The 14,246-nt window shown below is 73.3% G+C and carries 15 protein-coding genes; 9 read left to right on the top strand and 6 right to left on the bottom strand.

Annotation, left to right across the window (positions count from 1 at the left end; all coding sequences use genetic code 11):
• Nucleotides 1-12: 12 nt before the first annotated feature.
• A complete protein-coding gene (locus ACFPLC_RS32000; protein WP_378192303.1) occupies nt 13-2,016 on the top strand; it encodes a family 43 glycosylhydrolase in 2,004 nt (667 codons plus the stop codon).
• A gap of 162 nt (nt 2,017-2,178) precedes the next feature.
• Nucleotides 2,179-3,060 (top strand): S1 family peptidase, encoded by an 882-nt coding sequence (locus tag ACFPLC_RS31995; RefSeq protein WP_378192305.1) that lies wholly within the window; start codon nt 2,179-2,181, stop codon nt 3,058-3,060.
• A gap of 32 nt (nt 3,061-3,092) precedes the next feature.
• On the opposite strand, the gene ACFPLC_RS31990 is transcribed toward ACFPLC_RS31995, so the two are convergent.
• Together ACFPLC_RS31990 and ACFPLC_RS31985 are read right to left on the bottom strand one after the other, a co-directional pair.
• Entirely contained in the window at nt 3,093-3,698 is a 606-nt protein-coding gene (locus tag ACFPLC_RS31990; RefSeq protein ID WP_378192307.1) for a DUF998 domain-containing protein, read from the bottom strand.
• A gap of 20 nt (nt 3,699-3,718) precedes the next feature.
• Nucleotides 3,719-4,090, bottom strand: a complete 372-nt coding sequence (locus ACFPLC_RS31985) for a cupin domain-containing protein (protein WP_191306784.1) — start codon at nt 4,088-4,090, stop codon at nt 3,719-3,721.
• 120 nt (nt 4,091-4,210) lie between these two features.
• On the opposite strand from ACFPLC_RS31985, the gene ACFPLC_RS31980 reads away from it, so the two are divergent.
• The gene (locus ACFPLC_RS31980; RefSeq protein WP_378192309.1) at nt 4,211-7,150 is read left to right on the top strand and encodes an ATP-binding protein; all 2,940 of its coding nucleotides are present in this window, start codon (nt 4,211-4,213) and stop codon (nt 7,148-7,150) included.
• A 49-nt stretch (nt 7,151-7,199) separates the two neighbouring features.
• Here the strand turns inward: ACFPLC_RS31980 and ACFPLC_RS31975 are convergent, their stop codons facing one another.
• Nucleotides 7,200-7,322 (bottom strand): hypothetical protein, encoded by a 123-nt coding sequence (locus ACFPLC_RS31975; RefSeq protein WP_378192311.1) that lies wholly within the window; start codon nt 7,320-7,322, stop codon nt 7,200-7,202.
• A 79-nt stretch (nt 7,323-7,401) separates the two neighbouring features.
• On the opposite strand from ACFPLC_RS31975, the gene ACFPLC_RS31970 reads away from it, so the two are divergent.
• On the top strand, nt 7,402-8,334 hold the full coding sequence (locus ACFPLC_RS31970) for an anti-sigma factor RsbA family regulatory protein (RefSeq protein ID WP_378192313.1): 933 nt from the start codon (nt 7,402-7,404) through the stop codon (nt 8,332-8,334).
• Here the strand turns inward: ACFPLC_RS31970 and ACFPLC_RS31965 are convergent.
• Nucleotides 8,306-8,842 carry a phosphatase PAP2 family protein gene (locus ACFPLC_RS31965; protein ID WP_378192315.1) on the bottom strand — a complete coding sequence of 179 codons (537 nt, stop codon included), beginning with the start codon at nt 8,840-8,842 and terminating at the stop codon, nt 8,306-8,308. The two genes, ACFPLC_RS31970 and ACFPLC_RS31965, sit on opposite strands and share 29 nt — an antisense overlap.
• 91 nt (nt 8,843-8,933) lie before the next feature.
• Between ACFPLC_RS31965 and ACFPLC_RS31960 the strand changes: the two genes are divergently transcribed.
• From ACFPLC_RS31960 to ACFPLC_RS31945, 4 genes are read left to right on the top strand one after another with little or no spacing between them, the layout of a single operon-like run.
• Nucleotides 8,934-9,356 carry a hypothetical protein gene (locus ACFPLC_RS31960; RefSeq protein WP_378192317.1) on the top strand — a complete coding sequence of 141 codons (423 nt, stop codon included), beginning with the start codon at nt 8,934-8,936 and terminating at the stop codon, nt 9,354-9,356.
• Complete coding sequence (locus ACFPLC_RS31955; RefSeq protein ID WP_378192319.1) at nt 9,353-10,585, top strand: NRAMP family divalent metal transporter; 1,233 nt, start codon at nt 9,353-9,355, stop codon at nt 10,583-10,585. The genes ACFPLC_RS31960 and ACFPLC_RS31955 overlap by 4 nt, the downstream gene beginning before the upstream one ends.
• Nucleotides 10,582-10,971, top strand: coding sequence for a PRC-barrel domain-containing protein (locus tag ACFPLC_RS31950; RefSeq protein WP_378192321.1), 390 nt, complete (start codon nt 10,582-10,584; stop codon nt 10,969-10,971). The genes ACFPLC_RS31955 and ACFPLC_RS31950 overlap by 4 nt, the downstream gene beginning before the upstream one ends.
• Entirely contained in the window at nt 10,958-11,284 is a 327-nt protein-coding gene (locus ACFPLC_RS31945) for a hypothetical protein (protein ID WP_378192323.1), read from the top strand. The genes ACFPLC_RS31950 and ACFPLC_RS31945 overlap by 14 nt, the downstream gene beginning before the upstream one ends.
• 249 nt (nt 11,285-11,533) lie before the next feature.
• On the opposite strand, the gene ACFPLC_RS31940 is transcribed toward ACFPLC_RS31945, so the two are convergent.
• Both ACFPLC_RS31940 and ACFPLC_RS31935 read right to left on the bottom strand, forming a co-directional pair.
• Complete coding sequence (locus ACFPLC_RS31940; protein ID WP_378192325.1) at nt 11,534-11,950, bottom strand: STAS domain-containing protein; 417 nt, start codon at nt 11,948-11,950, stop codon at nt 11,534-11,536.
• Between the two features lie 219 nt (nt 11,951-12,169).
• Nucleotides 12,170-13,825 carry a sialidase family protein gene (locus ACFPLC_RS31935; protein ID WP_378235994.1) on the bottom strand — a complete coding sequence of 552 codons (1,656 nt, stop codon included), beginning with the start codon at nt 13,823-13,825 and terminating at the stop codon, nt 12,170-12,172.
• Nucleotides 13,826-14,080: 255 nt separating this feature from the next.
• On the opposite strand from ACFPLC_RS31935, the gene ACFPLC_RS31930 reads away from it, so the two are divergent.
• Nucleotides 14,081-14,245: a hypothetical protein gene (locus tag ACFPLC_RS31930; protein ID WP_378192330.1), complete on the top strand. Its 165-nt coding sequence runs from the start codon at nt 14,081-14,083 to the stop codon at nt 14,243-14,245.
• Nucleotide 14,246: the final 1 nt, after the last annotated feature.

Below are 14,246 nucleotides of genomic sequence, written 5' to 3'. Positions count from 1 at the left end.
GAAAGGACAGACGTGGTGTCACGCCGACGATCCCGGGCGGCCGCCTCGGCCCTGCTCGCCGCGACCGGCCTCGCCGGCGCCGTCCTGGTGGCGACCCCGGCCGCGCACGCCGCGGCCGGGTGCTCGGTCACCTATACGAAAACCTCCGAATGGCAGGGCGGCTTCGGCGCGTCGGTGTCGATCACGAACCTCGGTGACGCGGTCGACGGGTGGACGCTCACCTGGTCGTTCACCGGCGGCCAGCAGGTGGGCCAGCACTGGAACGCGACCATCACCCAGGACGGGACCACCGTCAACGCGAAGAACGTCGCCTACAACGCGGCCATCCCCACCGGCGGCAAGGCGGAGTTCGGCTTCAACGGCTCGTTCACCTCGGCCAACCCGACGCCGTCGGAGTTCCGGCTCAACGGCACCCTCTGCACCGGCGGCGTCGAACCCACGGCGCCGTCCACGCCGACCACCCCCACCACCCCGACGACCCCCACCACCCCGACCACCACGACCACGCCGAACCAGCCGTCGACGTTCACGAACCCGGTGCTGTGGCAGGACTTCGCCGACGTCGACATCATCCGCGTCGGCAACGCCTACTACTACTCCGCCTCGACCATGCACTACTCCCCCGGGGCGCCGATCCTGCGTTCGTACGACCTGGTGAACTGGGAGTTCGCCGGCCACTCCGTGCCCAAACTGGACTTCGGCGCGAAGTACGACATGAGCGGCGGACGCGGGTACGTGCGCGGCATCTGGGCGTCGTTCTTCAACCACCGCGCGAGCAACGACACGTATTACTGGGGTGGCTGCATCGACTTCGCCAAGACCTACATCTACACCGCCACCGCGGTGGACGGGCAGTGGTCGAAGCACACCACGATCGACAAGTGCTACTACGACGCCGGCATGCTCGTCGACGACGACGACACGATGTACGTCGCCTACGGCAACACCACCCTCAGCGTCGCCCAGCTCTCGAAGGACGGGAAGACGGAAGTCCGCTCGCAGCAGGTCTTCCAGACGCCGTCGAACATCGGCACGCTCGAAGGTTCCCGGTTCTACAAGCGAAACGGCAGCTACTACATCTTCGTGACGCGTCCGGCCAACGGCCAGTACATCCTCAAGGCGAGCAGCCCGTGGGGGCCGTACACCATCCAGCAGGTGCTGCTGGACCTGCCGGGCCCGATCTCCGGCGGCGGTGTCCCGCACCAGGGCGGCCTGGTGCAGACGCAGAACGGCGACTGGTACTACCTGGCCTTCGTCGACGCCTACCCCGGCGGCCGCGTCCCCGCCCTCGCCCCGGTCACCTGGACGGCCGACGGCTGGCCGAAGCTGCAGACGGTCAACGGCCGCTGGGGCACGACCTACCCGAAGCCGAACCTGCCACCACCGCCGCGCCAGGTGGAGCCGATGACGGGGACCGACACCTTCCCCGGCCCGGGCTTGAGCCCGCAGTGGGAGTGGAACCACAACCCCGACACCACCAAGTTCTCCGTCGGCAACGGGGTGAAGCTGTCCACGGCGACGGTCACCAACGACCTGTACTCCGCCCGCAACACCCTGACCCACCGGATCCAGGGGCCGTCCTCCACGGCCACCGCCACGCTCGACCTGACGTCGATGCGCGACGGTGATCGCACCGGCCTGGCGATGCTGCGCGACTCCTCGGCCTACATCGGCATCAAACGCGACAGCGGCCGCAACCGGGTGGTCATGGTCAACGGCCTGACCATGGACAGCAACTGGAGCACCACCGGCACGGGGACGGAGGTGGCGAGCGCCGCGCTCTCGGGCAGCAAGATCTGGTTGCGCACCACCGCCGACATCCGTCCCGGCACCGGCCGCCAGGCCCGGTTCTCCTACAGCACCGACGGGGTGAACTTCACGCCGCTGGGCACGGCGTTCACCCTGAACAACGCCTGGCAGTTCTTCATGGGCTACCGGTTCGCCGTCTTCAACCACGCCACCCAGGCACTCGGCGGCTCGGTCACCCTTCAGCGATTCGATTTGACGACGCCGTAGCCGGGGACCTTCGACAGCGGCTGGTTCCGGGTTCGTGCGCGGCGAGAAGGCTTTCCGCTCCTTCGCCGCGCACGCCCGCGTTCGGAACCGGGTGAACCGGACGCGCCGCCGGGCCGTGCACCACTACAGGAAGTGGATCAACGGCTCCGGAGGTCACTCGCCATGCGCTCCCGACACAGGAAGATCAGCCGCGGCAAGATCCTGGCCGCGGCGGCCGCCGTCCTGGCCGCCGGCACCGCGGCCATCGCCCTTCCCCAGGCGAACGCCGCGGGCAACGCCGGCACCGCCGTCACCGACGCGGCCGCCGCGCCGGGCATCACCGGCACGGCCTGGGCGGTCGACGAGCGGACCGGCGAAACGGTCGTCACCGCCGACAGCACCGTGCAGGGCGCCAAGTGGGACAGCCTGCTGGCGGCGACCCGCGGCAAGGCCGTCCGCGTCGAACGGACGCCCGGGGTCCTCAGCCTGTTCGCCGAAGGCGGCGACGCGATCTTCGCCGGCGGGGCGCGCTGCTCGCTCGGCTTCAACGTGACGACGAACAGCGGGCCCGGCATCCTCACGGCGGGCCACTGCGCCGCCGCCGGCCGCCGGTGGTCGCTCGCACAGGGCGCGCGGCCGGTGGCCACGCTCAAGCAGTCGACGTTCCCGGGCAACGGCGACTTCGCGCTGCTGACCTACGACAACGCCGCCACGAACGCCCCGAGCGTCGTCGACACCGGCGGCGGCCGGACCGTCGCGATCACCCGCGCGGCCGCGGCGCAGGTCGGCCGGCAGGTCTCCCGGATGGGCAGTACCACGGGCCTGCACAGCGGCCGGGTGACGGCCCTGAACGCCACGGTCAACTACCCCGAGGGCCGGGTCACCGGCCTGATCCAGACGACGGTGTGCGCCGAGCCGGGCGACAGCGGCGGTTCCCTGTTCTCCGGCGACGGCAGCGCCATCGGCATCACCTCGGGCGGCAGCGGCGACTGCCGCACCGGCGGCGTGACGTTCTTCCAGCCGGTGACGACGGCGCTGGCCGCGGTCGGCGCCCGCATCGGCTGACCTCTGGTTTCCGCGCGAACCGGGCGGGACGGTCACCGAGGCCGGGCGGCGACGGCCGAAATCCACAGCATCGCGGTGATCACGCCGACAGCCAGGGTCAGCGTGCCGGCCCGGCCGCCGCTCATCGCCCACAGGTTGCCCAGCAGCAAGGCGGCGCCGGCGACGACCGACAGCACGGCGTCCCGGCGGTCCCCGGCCCGGGCGAACCGGCGGCCGAGCACGAAACAGGCCACCATGAGGGCGAGGAACGCGATGCTGCCGGCCGCCAGGTGACCGGCGGCGTGCCACGACAGCGCCGACGGCGCACCGGCGGGCGTGCCGGCCGGGAAGCCGTCCGCCGGGTCCGGGACGAGGAGCCCGGCCGCGACCATTCCGGCGCCGTAGCCGCCCAGCAGCCACGAGACCGCGCCCCCGAGGCCGGGCGCGCCGATGAGGACGAGCACGCCGGCGACGACGAAGTTCGTGATCTGCACCCAGCCGAGTTCGCCGGTGCCGAGCGCGCTGAGCGGGTGCCGGGTCAGGTCGAAGCCGTCCCGGGTGGCGGCCTGGGCCAGTGCCACCGTGGTCCACAGCGGAGCGGCGAGGGCGAGGCAGGTCAGGCGCGCGGAGACGGCCGGGCGGGCGAGGGTGGTGTCCATGACGGAGTCCTTTCGGGGGTTCAGAAGGTGACGCCGGCTTCGGCGGCCGCGTCGTCGTCGAGGAAGTCCTGCTCGATGCGCGGGGAGGCGTGGATGCACATCATCCGCAGCGGCTCGGGGCCGACGGCCCGGAACGCATGCGCGGTGCCCGCGCCGACGACCACGACGTCGCCCTGGTTCGCCAGGCCTTCGCCGTCGGCGGTGCGGAAGAGCGCCCGGCCGGCGAGCACCACCCAGGTTTCGGAGTACGGGTGGACGTGCGCGCCCGGTCCCTGGCCTTCGGTGTTGTGGACGTGGAAGAAGGAGACGCCGGAGCCGTAGGCCTCGCCTTCGAACCGGGCGGTGCGCCCGCTGCCGATGCGCAGGTCGTCTTCTTTGGCGATGACCACCATGGTGGGGTTTCCTTTCGGATCGGTCTTGCTCTGTGGTGATCTTCGGGCCGGCCCGGGTGCGGGGGCATCCGTGGTGACCACGGAATCCACCACGGAGACCGACCCGGCATACTCGGTGGCATGCCGACCGCGCCGACGATCTCGCCGCGCGAGCGCGAGGTGCTGCTGGCGGTCGCGGACCGGCTGACCAACGCGGAGATCGCCGACCGGCTCTACGTGTCGGTGCGGACCGTGGAGAGCCACGTGTCGGCGCTCCTGCGGAAGCTGGACGCCCGTGATCGCCGGGAGCTGGCCGCGCGGGCTCCCGGACTGGCCGGCCCGGCGGGCTTGGTCGTGGGAACGCCGCGGCCGCCGACGAGCTTCGTCGGCCGGGTGGCCGAACGCGACGCCGTGGTGCGCCTGGTGGCCGAAAGCCGGGTGACGACGGTGCTCGGCCCGGGCGGGATGGGCAAGACCCGGCTGGCGGTGGCCGCGACGGAAGCGGCCGCGCCGCAGTTCCCGGACGGGGCGACGTTCGTCAACCTCGTCCCCAGCCGGCCGGGTTCGGTGCTCGAGTCGGTCGCGGCCGGGCTCGGCGTCCTGCCCCACCCGCAGCAGCCGCTGCCCGACGCGGTGGCCGCGCAGCTGGCCGGCCGGGCGCTGCTGGTGCTGGACAACTGCGAGCACGTGGCCGACGACGTCGCCGACGTGATCACGGCCTTGACGGCGGCGAACCCGGGGTTGAGCGTGCTGACGACCAGCCGGGAACGCCTGGGCGTGCCCGGCGAGACGGTGCTGCAGCTCGGCCCGCTGCCCGCCGCGGCGGAGCTCTTCACCGAGCGGGCGAAGGCGGTCGATCCCGCGTTCGACGCCGATCCGGCCACGATCGCCGCGCTCTGCCGCGAGCTGGGCGGCTCACCGCTGACCATCGAGCTGGCGGCCGCGCGGGTGGCGTCGCTGGGCATCGACGCCTTGCGCGCCGGCTTGGCCGACGACCCGCTGCGCGTGCTGGCGACCGGCCGCGGCCCGGACCGGCACCGGTCGCTGCGGTCGGTGCTCGAGTGGAGCCATCGGCTGCTGAGTGCGGAGGAACGGACGGTCCTGGCCCGGATTTCCCGGTTCCGCAACGCCTTCGCACTGGCCGACGCGGCGGCGCTGTCGCCGGAGTCATCGGTCGGCGCGGTGTCCGACGTGATCGGGCGGCTGGTGGACAAATCCCTGGTCACGGCCCACCGGGAGGCGGGCGCTTGGACGCTGTTCGACGGAGTGGCCCGCTTCGCCCGCGAACGGCTGGCGGAATCGCCGGAGGCGGAGCAGGTCGACGCCCGCTACCACGAGTGGGCCGCCCGGCGAGCACGAGAACTGGTGGCCCGCCTCGGCGGCGACTGGCGCGACGAGTTCGACCGGATAGCCGACGACCTGCGCGCCTGCGTCGCGGAAGGCGCATCGGCGCCCGGCCACCACGGGCCTGTCCGTGCCGAGCCCGGCCAGGTCCCGCGCACCGGCGCGGTGAACACTCTTGCGACTCCGGATCAGCCCAGTCACGAGCGGCTTACCAACCCCACAACCCCCGACCAGCCCGGCCACCAGCACCCCAGCCACCCGGCAACCCCCGACCAGCCCAGCCACCACCGGCCCACCCACCCGGCAACCCCCGCCCCGGTCAGCCACCGGCAACCCAGCCACCCCGCAACCCCCGACCAGCCCAGCCACCACCGGCCCACCCACCCGGCAACCCCCGCCCCGGCCAACCCCAACCAGCTCCCGGGCGCACTCGCGACCCGAGACCACGACCTGGCCGCGGACCTCGCCCGCCTGACCTACGCGCGCGGCTTCCTCGCCGAAGCGGTGGCCCACTGGCGCACCGCCGCGGACCGCGCCCCCTCCCCCGCGGCCGCCGCGGCGGATCTGGCGCTCGCCGGCAGCTGCACCCACCTGCTCACCCACGCGCGCGACCACTTCGACCTGCTGCTCGTCGCGGCCGAGCGCGCCGGCGGCGACCCCGGCACACGGGCGGCGTGCCTGGCCGGCGCCGTCGTGCTGGCCGAACGGTTCCGCGGCGCCGGCTTCGTCACCGACCCCGTCCCCGACTCGGAACTGGACCGGATGCTCACCGACGCCGCCGAAGCACCGGCGGCCGACCTCGCCGTGGCGCACGCCTGGCGGTCCGGGGCCGGCCCGCAGTCGGTCGACCCCGCGGCGGCCGAGCGGGCCGTGGCGGCGGCGGCCGGCGACCCACTGCTGCTCAGCGCGGCCCTGGACGCCCGGTGCACGGCGCAGGCGCTGGCCGGCCGTCCGGATCAGGCGTACCGCACGACCCAGGAGCGCCTCGCCCTCGTCACGGCACTGGACCGCACCGACCCGCACGCGGCGGTCGAGGTCCTGGACGCGTTCCGGGCCGCGATCACCTACGCCGTCGCCACCGGCGCGCTGTCCGACGCGCTGGCCTTGAGCCGACGCGCGGCCGGCGACCCGGCGCTGGCCGGCCACCCGTATTGGGGCACGAGCGGCCTGGTCACCACCCTCGCACTGACCGGCCGGTTCGCCGAAGCGGGCGAGGCCGCGGAAGAGCTGTGGCGCGCCCGACTCCCGCGCAACGCGACCCTGGGTGTTCCGCTGCTCGCGGCGGCGCTGGCGGCCGGCCTGTCCGGCGACGAGCCGTCGATGACCCGCTGGCGCACCCGAGCGGCGGATGTCGCGGGCGTGGCCACACCGGCGGATTCGGCCAATCTCGCCCCGCTGGACGCGTTCGTCCGGGCCAGGGTCGCCCTGCACACGGGCACCGGCCTGGCGGAACGGCTCGCCGAAGCGGGCGCCGAGTTCACTCCCGGGCGCTTCAACGGCTACGCGGCCGGCGTGGCCGCGGAACTGGCTGTGCTCCTCGACGCGCCGGACGCGCCGCAGCACCTGACCCGAGCCGAGCACCACGCGGCCCGCAACCGCTGGACGGCGGCGGCCCTGACCCGCGCCCGAGCCCGCCACCGAGGCGACGCCGCCCTGCTGGCGGCCGCCGCGAAGGAGTTCGCCGAACTCGGCGCGACGTTCGAAGCGGAGACGACCCGGCCGGCGGCCGACTCCTGACGGTGCTCCGCGAGCACGACGCGACGGGCTTCCCGTGGACCGGCGAGCCTCAGATCAGGACGATCTGCTCCAGCACGTCCGGTCCCGAGACCTCGAACGCGCCGGACACCAGGCCGCCCAGCAGGGCCGCGGCGTCCCCGCGCGTGATCCGCCGTGTCTCCGTCTCCGGCAATCGCCCGGTGACCGGGGGGTCACCCGATGCGGAGGGGATCCCGCATACTGGTGAGGTCCCGGGCGGAAGGAGAGGCGGCTTGAGCGCGACCGCGGAGACGGGTACCGGCACCTTCGGGCACCCCGCGTTGTTCTACCGCGGTGCCGCCGAGTACCTGGCGGGCACCGTGCCGTTCGTCCGCGACGGCCTCGCCGCCGGCGAGCCGGTGGCGGTGGCGGTCCCCGGCGCCAACCTCGAGCTGATCGAACGCGAACTCGGCGCCGACGCCGCGCGGGTTCGCCTGCTGGACATGACCGTGGCCGGGCGCAACCCGGGGCGGATCATCCCCGGCGTGCTGCGCGCCTTCGCCGACAGCCACCCCGGAAAGCCGGCGCGGATCATCGGCGAGCCGATCTGGGCGGCGCGCTCGGCCGTCGAGTACCCGGCGTGCGCCCAGCACGAGGCCCTCATCAACCTCGCCTTCAGCGGCCGGGACGCGACCATCCTCTGCCCTTACGACGCCGACGCGCTCGCCCCGGACGTCCTCGCCGACGCCGAGGCCACGCACCCGGTCCTGATCGACGGCACCGGGCAGCGCTCCAGCCCGGCGTTCGACCCGACCGGGCTGATCGAGCGGTACAACCAGCCGCTGCCCGTGCCGTCCGGGGCGTTCGAACTGGACGGCACCACCGACCTCGCGGCGGCCCGGGCGCTGGCCCACGTCCGCGCGGCCGCCTGCGGGCTCGCCGAAGACCGGCTCGGCGACGTCGAGATGGTCGTCACCGAGCTGCTGTCCAACAGCGTCGAACACGGCAGCGGCTCCGGCACCGTCCGGTTCTGGGGCGGCGACGGCGAGTTCGTCTGCGAGGTCCACGACCGCGGCCGGCTCACCGATCCCCTCGCCGGCCGCCACCCCGCGAGCCCGTACCAGCCGCGCGGGCGCGGGCTGCTGCTCGTCAACCACCTCGCCGATCTCGTCCGCCTGCACACCGGCGAGGGCGGCACTACTTTCCGGGCGTACTTCCGCGCCTGAGCCGGCCGTGCACGAGGCCGCCCGCGACGGCGCCGATCGCCACCCCGCCGTACACGTCGGTCGGCCAGTGCGCCCGCGTCCGGAGCCTGCTGTAGCAGACGGCGGCCGCCAGCGGCGCGATCGCCGCCCCCGTCGCGGGCGAGGTGAGCCCGACGGCGACCGTGAACGCGGCCGCCGTCGTCGCGTGCGTGGAGGGGAACGCGGACGACTTCGGCTGTTCGAGCAGCGCGCGGTGGGCCGGCAGGCTCTGCGCCGGCGGCCGCGGGCGGCGCACCACCGCTTTGACGGCGTGGCCGCACGCCATGCCGGCCGCACCCGCCACGAGCCCGCGCGCCGCCGCCCGGCGCCGGGGACCCGGCCGCCACGCCAGCACCCCGGCGATGAGGACCCACAGGAGGCCGCCTTGGGCCGCCGCGCTGAGCGCCGTGACCGGCCACGCCGGCCGGGTGACCGGAAGGTCGTTTTCGTCCGGTCCATCCCCGGCCCGAGGAGACATTTCGCTCGGCATGGCCCCCAATTTCCCACCCCCGCACGGGTTCAACCACCCTGTCTGTCCACGGTGGAGGTTTGTCCGCTCCGCAATCGGGTACCCCGGCCGAGTGACCGTGCTACGGCGAAGTCGGCGCTGCGCGATGGCCGCCGTCGTCGCGGTCGCGACGCTGGCGGCCTGCGGCGCCGACCCCCAGGCCGAAACCGTGCACGCCGGACGCGAGATCCGCGGTCAGCTCGAACTCCTGCGGCTGGTGGTGACCGCCGACCGGGACGAGGTGCCGCCCGTGCCGAGCCTGTCGGTCACCGTCCGGGACGCGGCCGACGAACTCGGCGCGGTTGGCCAGGACGTCGGCAAGCTGACCGACGACCGCGCCCGCGCGGCGCTCGCGTCGATCACCGACCGCGCGGTCGCGGTGGCCCACCGGCTCGACGACGGCCTCGGCGACGGCACCGACGACGGGCTCGACCGGATCGACGCCGAACTGCAGGGCCTCATCGGCGAGCTCGCGCGCTGGGGTGTGACGTCGTGAGCAAGAAGTTCCTCGCCGTCACCCTCGGCATCCTCACCGCAGTCGGCGGCTTCGTCGACATCGGCGACCTCGTCGAGAGCGGCGTCGTCGGCGCCCGCTACGGGATGGCGATGGTCTGGGTGACCGTCCTCGGCGTGCTCGGGATCTGCGTGTACGCCGACATGTCCGGGCGGATCGTGGCGGTGTCCGGGCGTCCGGTGTTCGACCTGATCCGCGAACGCCTCGGCCCGCGGATGGCCATGCTCAACCTCGCCGGGTCGTTCCTCATCACGCTGCTGACCGTGTGCGCGGAGATCGGTGGCGTCGCGATCGTCATCGAGCTCGCCTCCGGGGTCGACCGGCTGGTGTGGGTGCTGCCGATCGGCGTGCTCATCTGGCTGGTGGTCTGGCGGGTCGGCTTCGAGCGGATGGAGACCGGGTTCGGTCTCGGCGGGCTGGCGATCGGCGTGTTCGCCGTCGCGGTGTTCTTCCTGCACCCCGACTGGTCGTCGCTGGGCGCGCAGGTCGCCGGGCTCGCCCCGCCGCCCGACCAGGCGCTGCCGACCTACGCCTACCACGCGGTGGCGCTGTTCGCGTCGGCGATGACGCCGTACGAGGTGTTCTTCTTCTCCTCCGGTGGCGTCGAAGAGGGCTGGACGGTCAAGGACCTGTCGGTCCAGCGGGCCAACGTGCTGCTCGGGTTCCCCCTCGGCGGGCTGCTGGCCATCGCCGTGATGGCGTGCTCGGCGATCGTGCTGTTCCCGGCGGGGGTCGACGTCAGCCAGGTCAGCCAGATCGTGCTGCCGGTGACGCTCGCGCTCGGCACCGCGGGCCTGGTGATTGTGCTGATCGGCATCTTCGCCGCGACCTTCGGGGCGGCGCTGGAAACGGGCCTGTCGTCGGGGTACATGCTGGCGCAGTACTTCGGCTGGGACTGGGGCAAGCGCCGCGCGCCGCGCAACGCCGCCCGGTTCCACCTGACCGTCGGCGCCGGCCTGCTGATCGCGGTGCTGGTGGTGCAGACGGGGCTCGATCCGGTCGGCCTGACCGAGATTTCGCTGATCTTCTCGGCGGTGGCGCTGCCGCTGACCTACCTGCCGGTGCTCATCGTCGCCAACGACCGCGAGTACCTCGGCAAGCACGCCAACGGCCACTTCAGCAACACCGTCGGCGTCGTCATGCTCGTCGTCATCGCCGTCGCGGCGCTGGTGGCGATCCCCCTCATGATCTTCACCGGAGCAGGCCAATGAACCCGTGGACCGATCTCGGCCTCGTCGACCTGGGCGACACCCTGCTCGACCGGCAGATCATCGGCGAGGACGGCACGGTGGTCGGCAAGGTCGACGACCTCGAGCTCCGCACCGAAGACGGGCGGTGGGTCGTCGACGCGCTCCTGGTCGGCCCGGAGGCACTGGCGGACCGCATGGGCGGCCCGATCGGCAGGCTCCTGCACCACGTCGGCCGCGGCTTCCGCGCCCAGGCGCCGCAACGCATCCCCATGACCGCCATCCGCCGCGTCGAGCCGACGATCGTGGTGACGACGGCCGTCGCCCAGGCCACGACCAGCCCGTCGGAGGACTGGCTGCGCCGCCGCGTGATCGGCCGGATTCCGGGAGCGGGCCGTGCGAGCCGGTGACCTGATCGGCCGCCCGGTCCGCGACCCGGCGGGCCGCGACCTCGGCGCGATCCGCGAGATCCGCGCCGAAGCGACGCCGGGCAACGACGGGCTGCCGCAGCTGGTGGTGCGCGGGGTGATCGTGGGACGCACGCGCGTGCGGCTGTTCGGCTACCAGCGCCACGACCAGCGGGGGCCGGTGCCGCTGGTGAGGCTGATCCGCTGGGTGCACCGCCACAGCCGGTACGTGGCGTGGGAGGACGTGGACACGTCGGACCGGTTGGTGCGCGTGCGGCGGCCGTTCGAAGAGCTGGCCCCGCTCGACCGCCCCTGAGCACAGCACGCAGCCGGAAAGGCCGGGCCGCGCCGGAACGGTCGGCTCGCGTACCGGAACGGTCGGGTTGCGTGCCTGGAGGGTCAGCTCGCGCACCCGCAGAATCGGGCCGCGTACCGGAATGGTCGGTTTGCGTGCCTGGAGCGTCGGCTTGCGTAACCTGGAGGGTCGGCTTGCGTGCCTGGAGGGTCGGTTGGGGCGCCCGTCGGTGGCCGCCCGGCACTGCGGGCGGCCACCGGCGGGCACCACTCAGCTTTGGCCGGGGATCTCCGTGGCGCGTTCCCACCCGGACGGCAGGCGGCTGACGTTGAGCGCGTGGTCGAGCCCGGTGGCCGACAACGCCCGGCGCACCACCCGGTTGTCACCCGTGACGATGCGCAGGGTCGCGTTCTCGCGGGCCACTCGCGCCTGGATGCCGCCCAGGGCCGCGAGACCCGCGCCGTCGAGGAAGTCGACCTCGGACAGGTCGAGCACGAGGACCGGGAAGCGGCGGTGGGCCCAGGTGCTCAGCGCCGACCGCACCTGGGGTGCGCTGTCCGCGTCGAGCGCGCCGCGGATGCGGATCATGACCGCGCCGAAGTACGGGCGGATCACCTGGATGTCGAATTGTTCGCGCTTCGACGGCGCTACGGGGATCGCCGTCGCTGGGGGCTGGACGACTAACATTCTCCACGCCTCATTCGCAGATGACGTGACGAACGGGTGCCGGACCCGTTCGGTCGCTGGCAAGTTCGGGGGACGGATGGTGCTGCTTGACCGCACTTCGCAGCGTAGTCCTTGATCCGAACGGCGCAACCCCGCCAACGGCCGAACCCCCTACCTCCGCACGCGACCCGCACGCGCGCCATTCAAACCACCCATCCGGGTGAATCATGTCCGGGACCGCTATCCGGCGTGGTTGGCGAAGATGTCCGACGCCCCGCTGACCGCCACCGGCCGCGCGACGCCGAAGTACGCCGTCAACGCCGGCCCCGTGGCCGCGAGCCCGGAGTAGTCGCCGAGGAAGTAGCCGCCGGCGTCCGGGGCGGTCGTGAAGTCGAACGACGTCGCGGTCAGCCTCGTCCGGCCGTTGACGGCCCAGTTCGCCGGGTTGCCGCAGTCGCTCGTGGCGGCGTGGCAGTGGGCGAGGAAGGCGTCGGTGAGGCCGGGCTGCGCCGCGGTCGCGTTCTGCAGGTCGTAGTAGCTCAAGCCGATCGTGCCGTCGGCGGTGACGCGGATCTGCGGCACGAACGCGGGCGTGTCCCCCGGCGCCTGGTCGACGCGGATCGTGTCACCCCACGTCAGCCCGCCGTCGGCGGACTGGGCGAAGGCGATCTTCGAGGCGCCCGTCGCGCTGAACCGGGCGTCCTGCCAGACCGCGTACACGAAGCCGTTGACCGGGTTGACGGCGAACTCGGGCAGCTCGTCGCTGGAGCGGACCGGGTGGCCGGCGATCGTCACCGAGGCCACCTGCTGGGTGTCGATGCCGATCGCGCCGGACCACGTCGTCCCGCCGTCGGTGGACCGGACGACCGCCGCGGTCGACGTCGAAGAGCCGCGGCAATGCCGGCCGCCGTGCGTGTACGGGCAGGCGCCACCCTTGTTGGTGATCAGGTCGAAGCCGTCGATCAGCACGCCGCGCGCCGGGCCGGTGGTCGGCACGACGATCTGGTTGCCGATCGTCTGGTCGTTCTGCCCGGGGTCGAAGATGATCCGGCCGGTGCTCCAGGTCGCGCCCCGGTCGGTGGTGCGGGAGAAGTAGGCCGGGCCGCGGTAGGTGATCGCGTGCGTGTACGCGCTCGGGTTGGCGTGGCTCTGCGGCGAGACCAGCTGGTCCCACACCGCGTACGCCCGGTCGGCGAGCAGCGGGTCCGCGGTCACCGTTTCCTTGTCGTTGAGCACCTGCGTCGAGGTGTCCAGGCGCGCGACGACCGGCGTTTCCCAGTGGTCGCCGCCGTCGAGGGAACGGCTGACCAGAATCGCGCTCGCGCCGCCGAACGCCGGGCCGTCGGCGTTGAACGAGTCCGCGATCGAATACACGACCCGGCCGTCGGCGGAGAAGCTGACCCACGGGTCGGTGGTCCGCTGGAAGTAGCCGGGCGAGCCGGCCGTCGCGCCGGCGCAGATACTGAACGCGGGCTGCGCGGCGGCCGGGGTCCAGGTCGCCCCGCCGTCACGGGAGACGACGGTGGTCAGGCCGTTCGAGCCGCCGTCGTTCCAGCGGTCCTGCTGCGCCGAGCCGACCAGGTGGCGCGGGTCGGCCGGGTCGGCGGCGACGTACGGCTCGACCTCGGACGCGGGGTGGTTGACGCTGCCGCGGGCCTCCTGCTGCGCGACGAGCGCGGCGCACGCGGCCCCGCCACCGAGCGGGTGGTCGGGCACCGCGACCGGCACCCCGGCGGCGAAGGTGGTGGCGACGGCGACACCGGCGCCGGCCAGCAGAGCGGACACCGCGGCGCCGGGCGGCAGGGATCGGCGGGCGAACCGCCGGAGGTTCTTCGGGTTCACGGGTGACCTCTTTTCCGACAGCCCGGCGGGCCGGACGGAACGGACACGGCCCATTCCCGGGCACGCTGGAGTCGGCATTCCGCCCACGGTCGTTACGGATCCTCGCCACTGGGGTGAAACATCCGGTTCCCCGTTGAAAAACTCGTCCGTCCACAAGGGATTCGGTTAACGGACGGTCAAAAAAATTGCGCCGGAAATCCCGCCGCGCCCGGGCGCGGGCCCGGTCCCTTGACACGGACGGGCCGCCCGCCGCATCCTGGTCCATGTCAGGGTTCCTGATATAGACCTCGCTCAGTGAGGAGCACGCCGATGACCGCAGTGGAGGAGCGCCCCGGCACCCGGCCGGCCCGGCTCGTCGCCGCCGGCCGGTGCCCACTCGAAAAGCTGGTCACCCGCTCGGAGTTCGGGCAGATTCAGGAGGCGGGCGACGACCTGCTCGCCGGCACGGCGATCAAGCCCGTGCTGCCGTGGTGAA

Source organism: Amycolatopsis plumensis (assembly GCF_042652605.1).
Lineage (GTDB): Bacteria > Actinomycetota > Actinomycetes > Mycobacteriales > Pseudonocardiaceae > Amycolatopsis > Amycolatopsis plumensis.
Note: the sequence above shows the minus strand (reverse complement) of the source record. Positions and strands in the feature narration are given on the sequence as shown.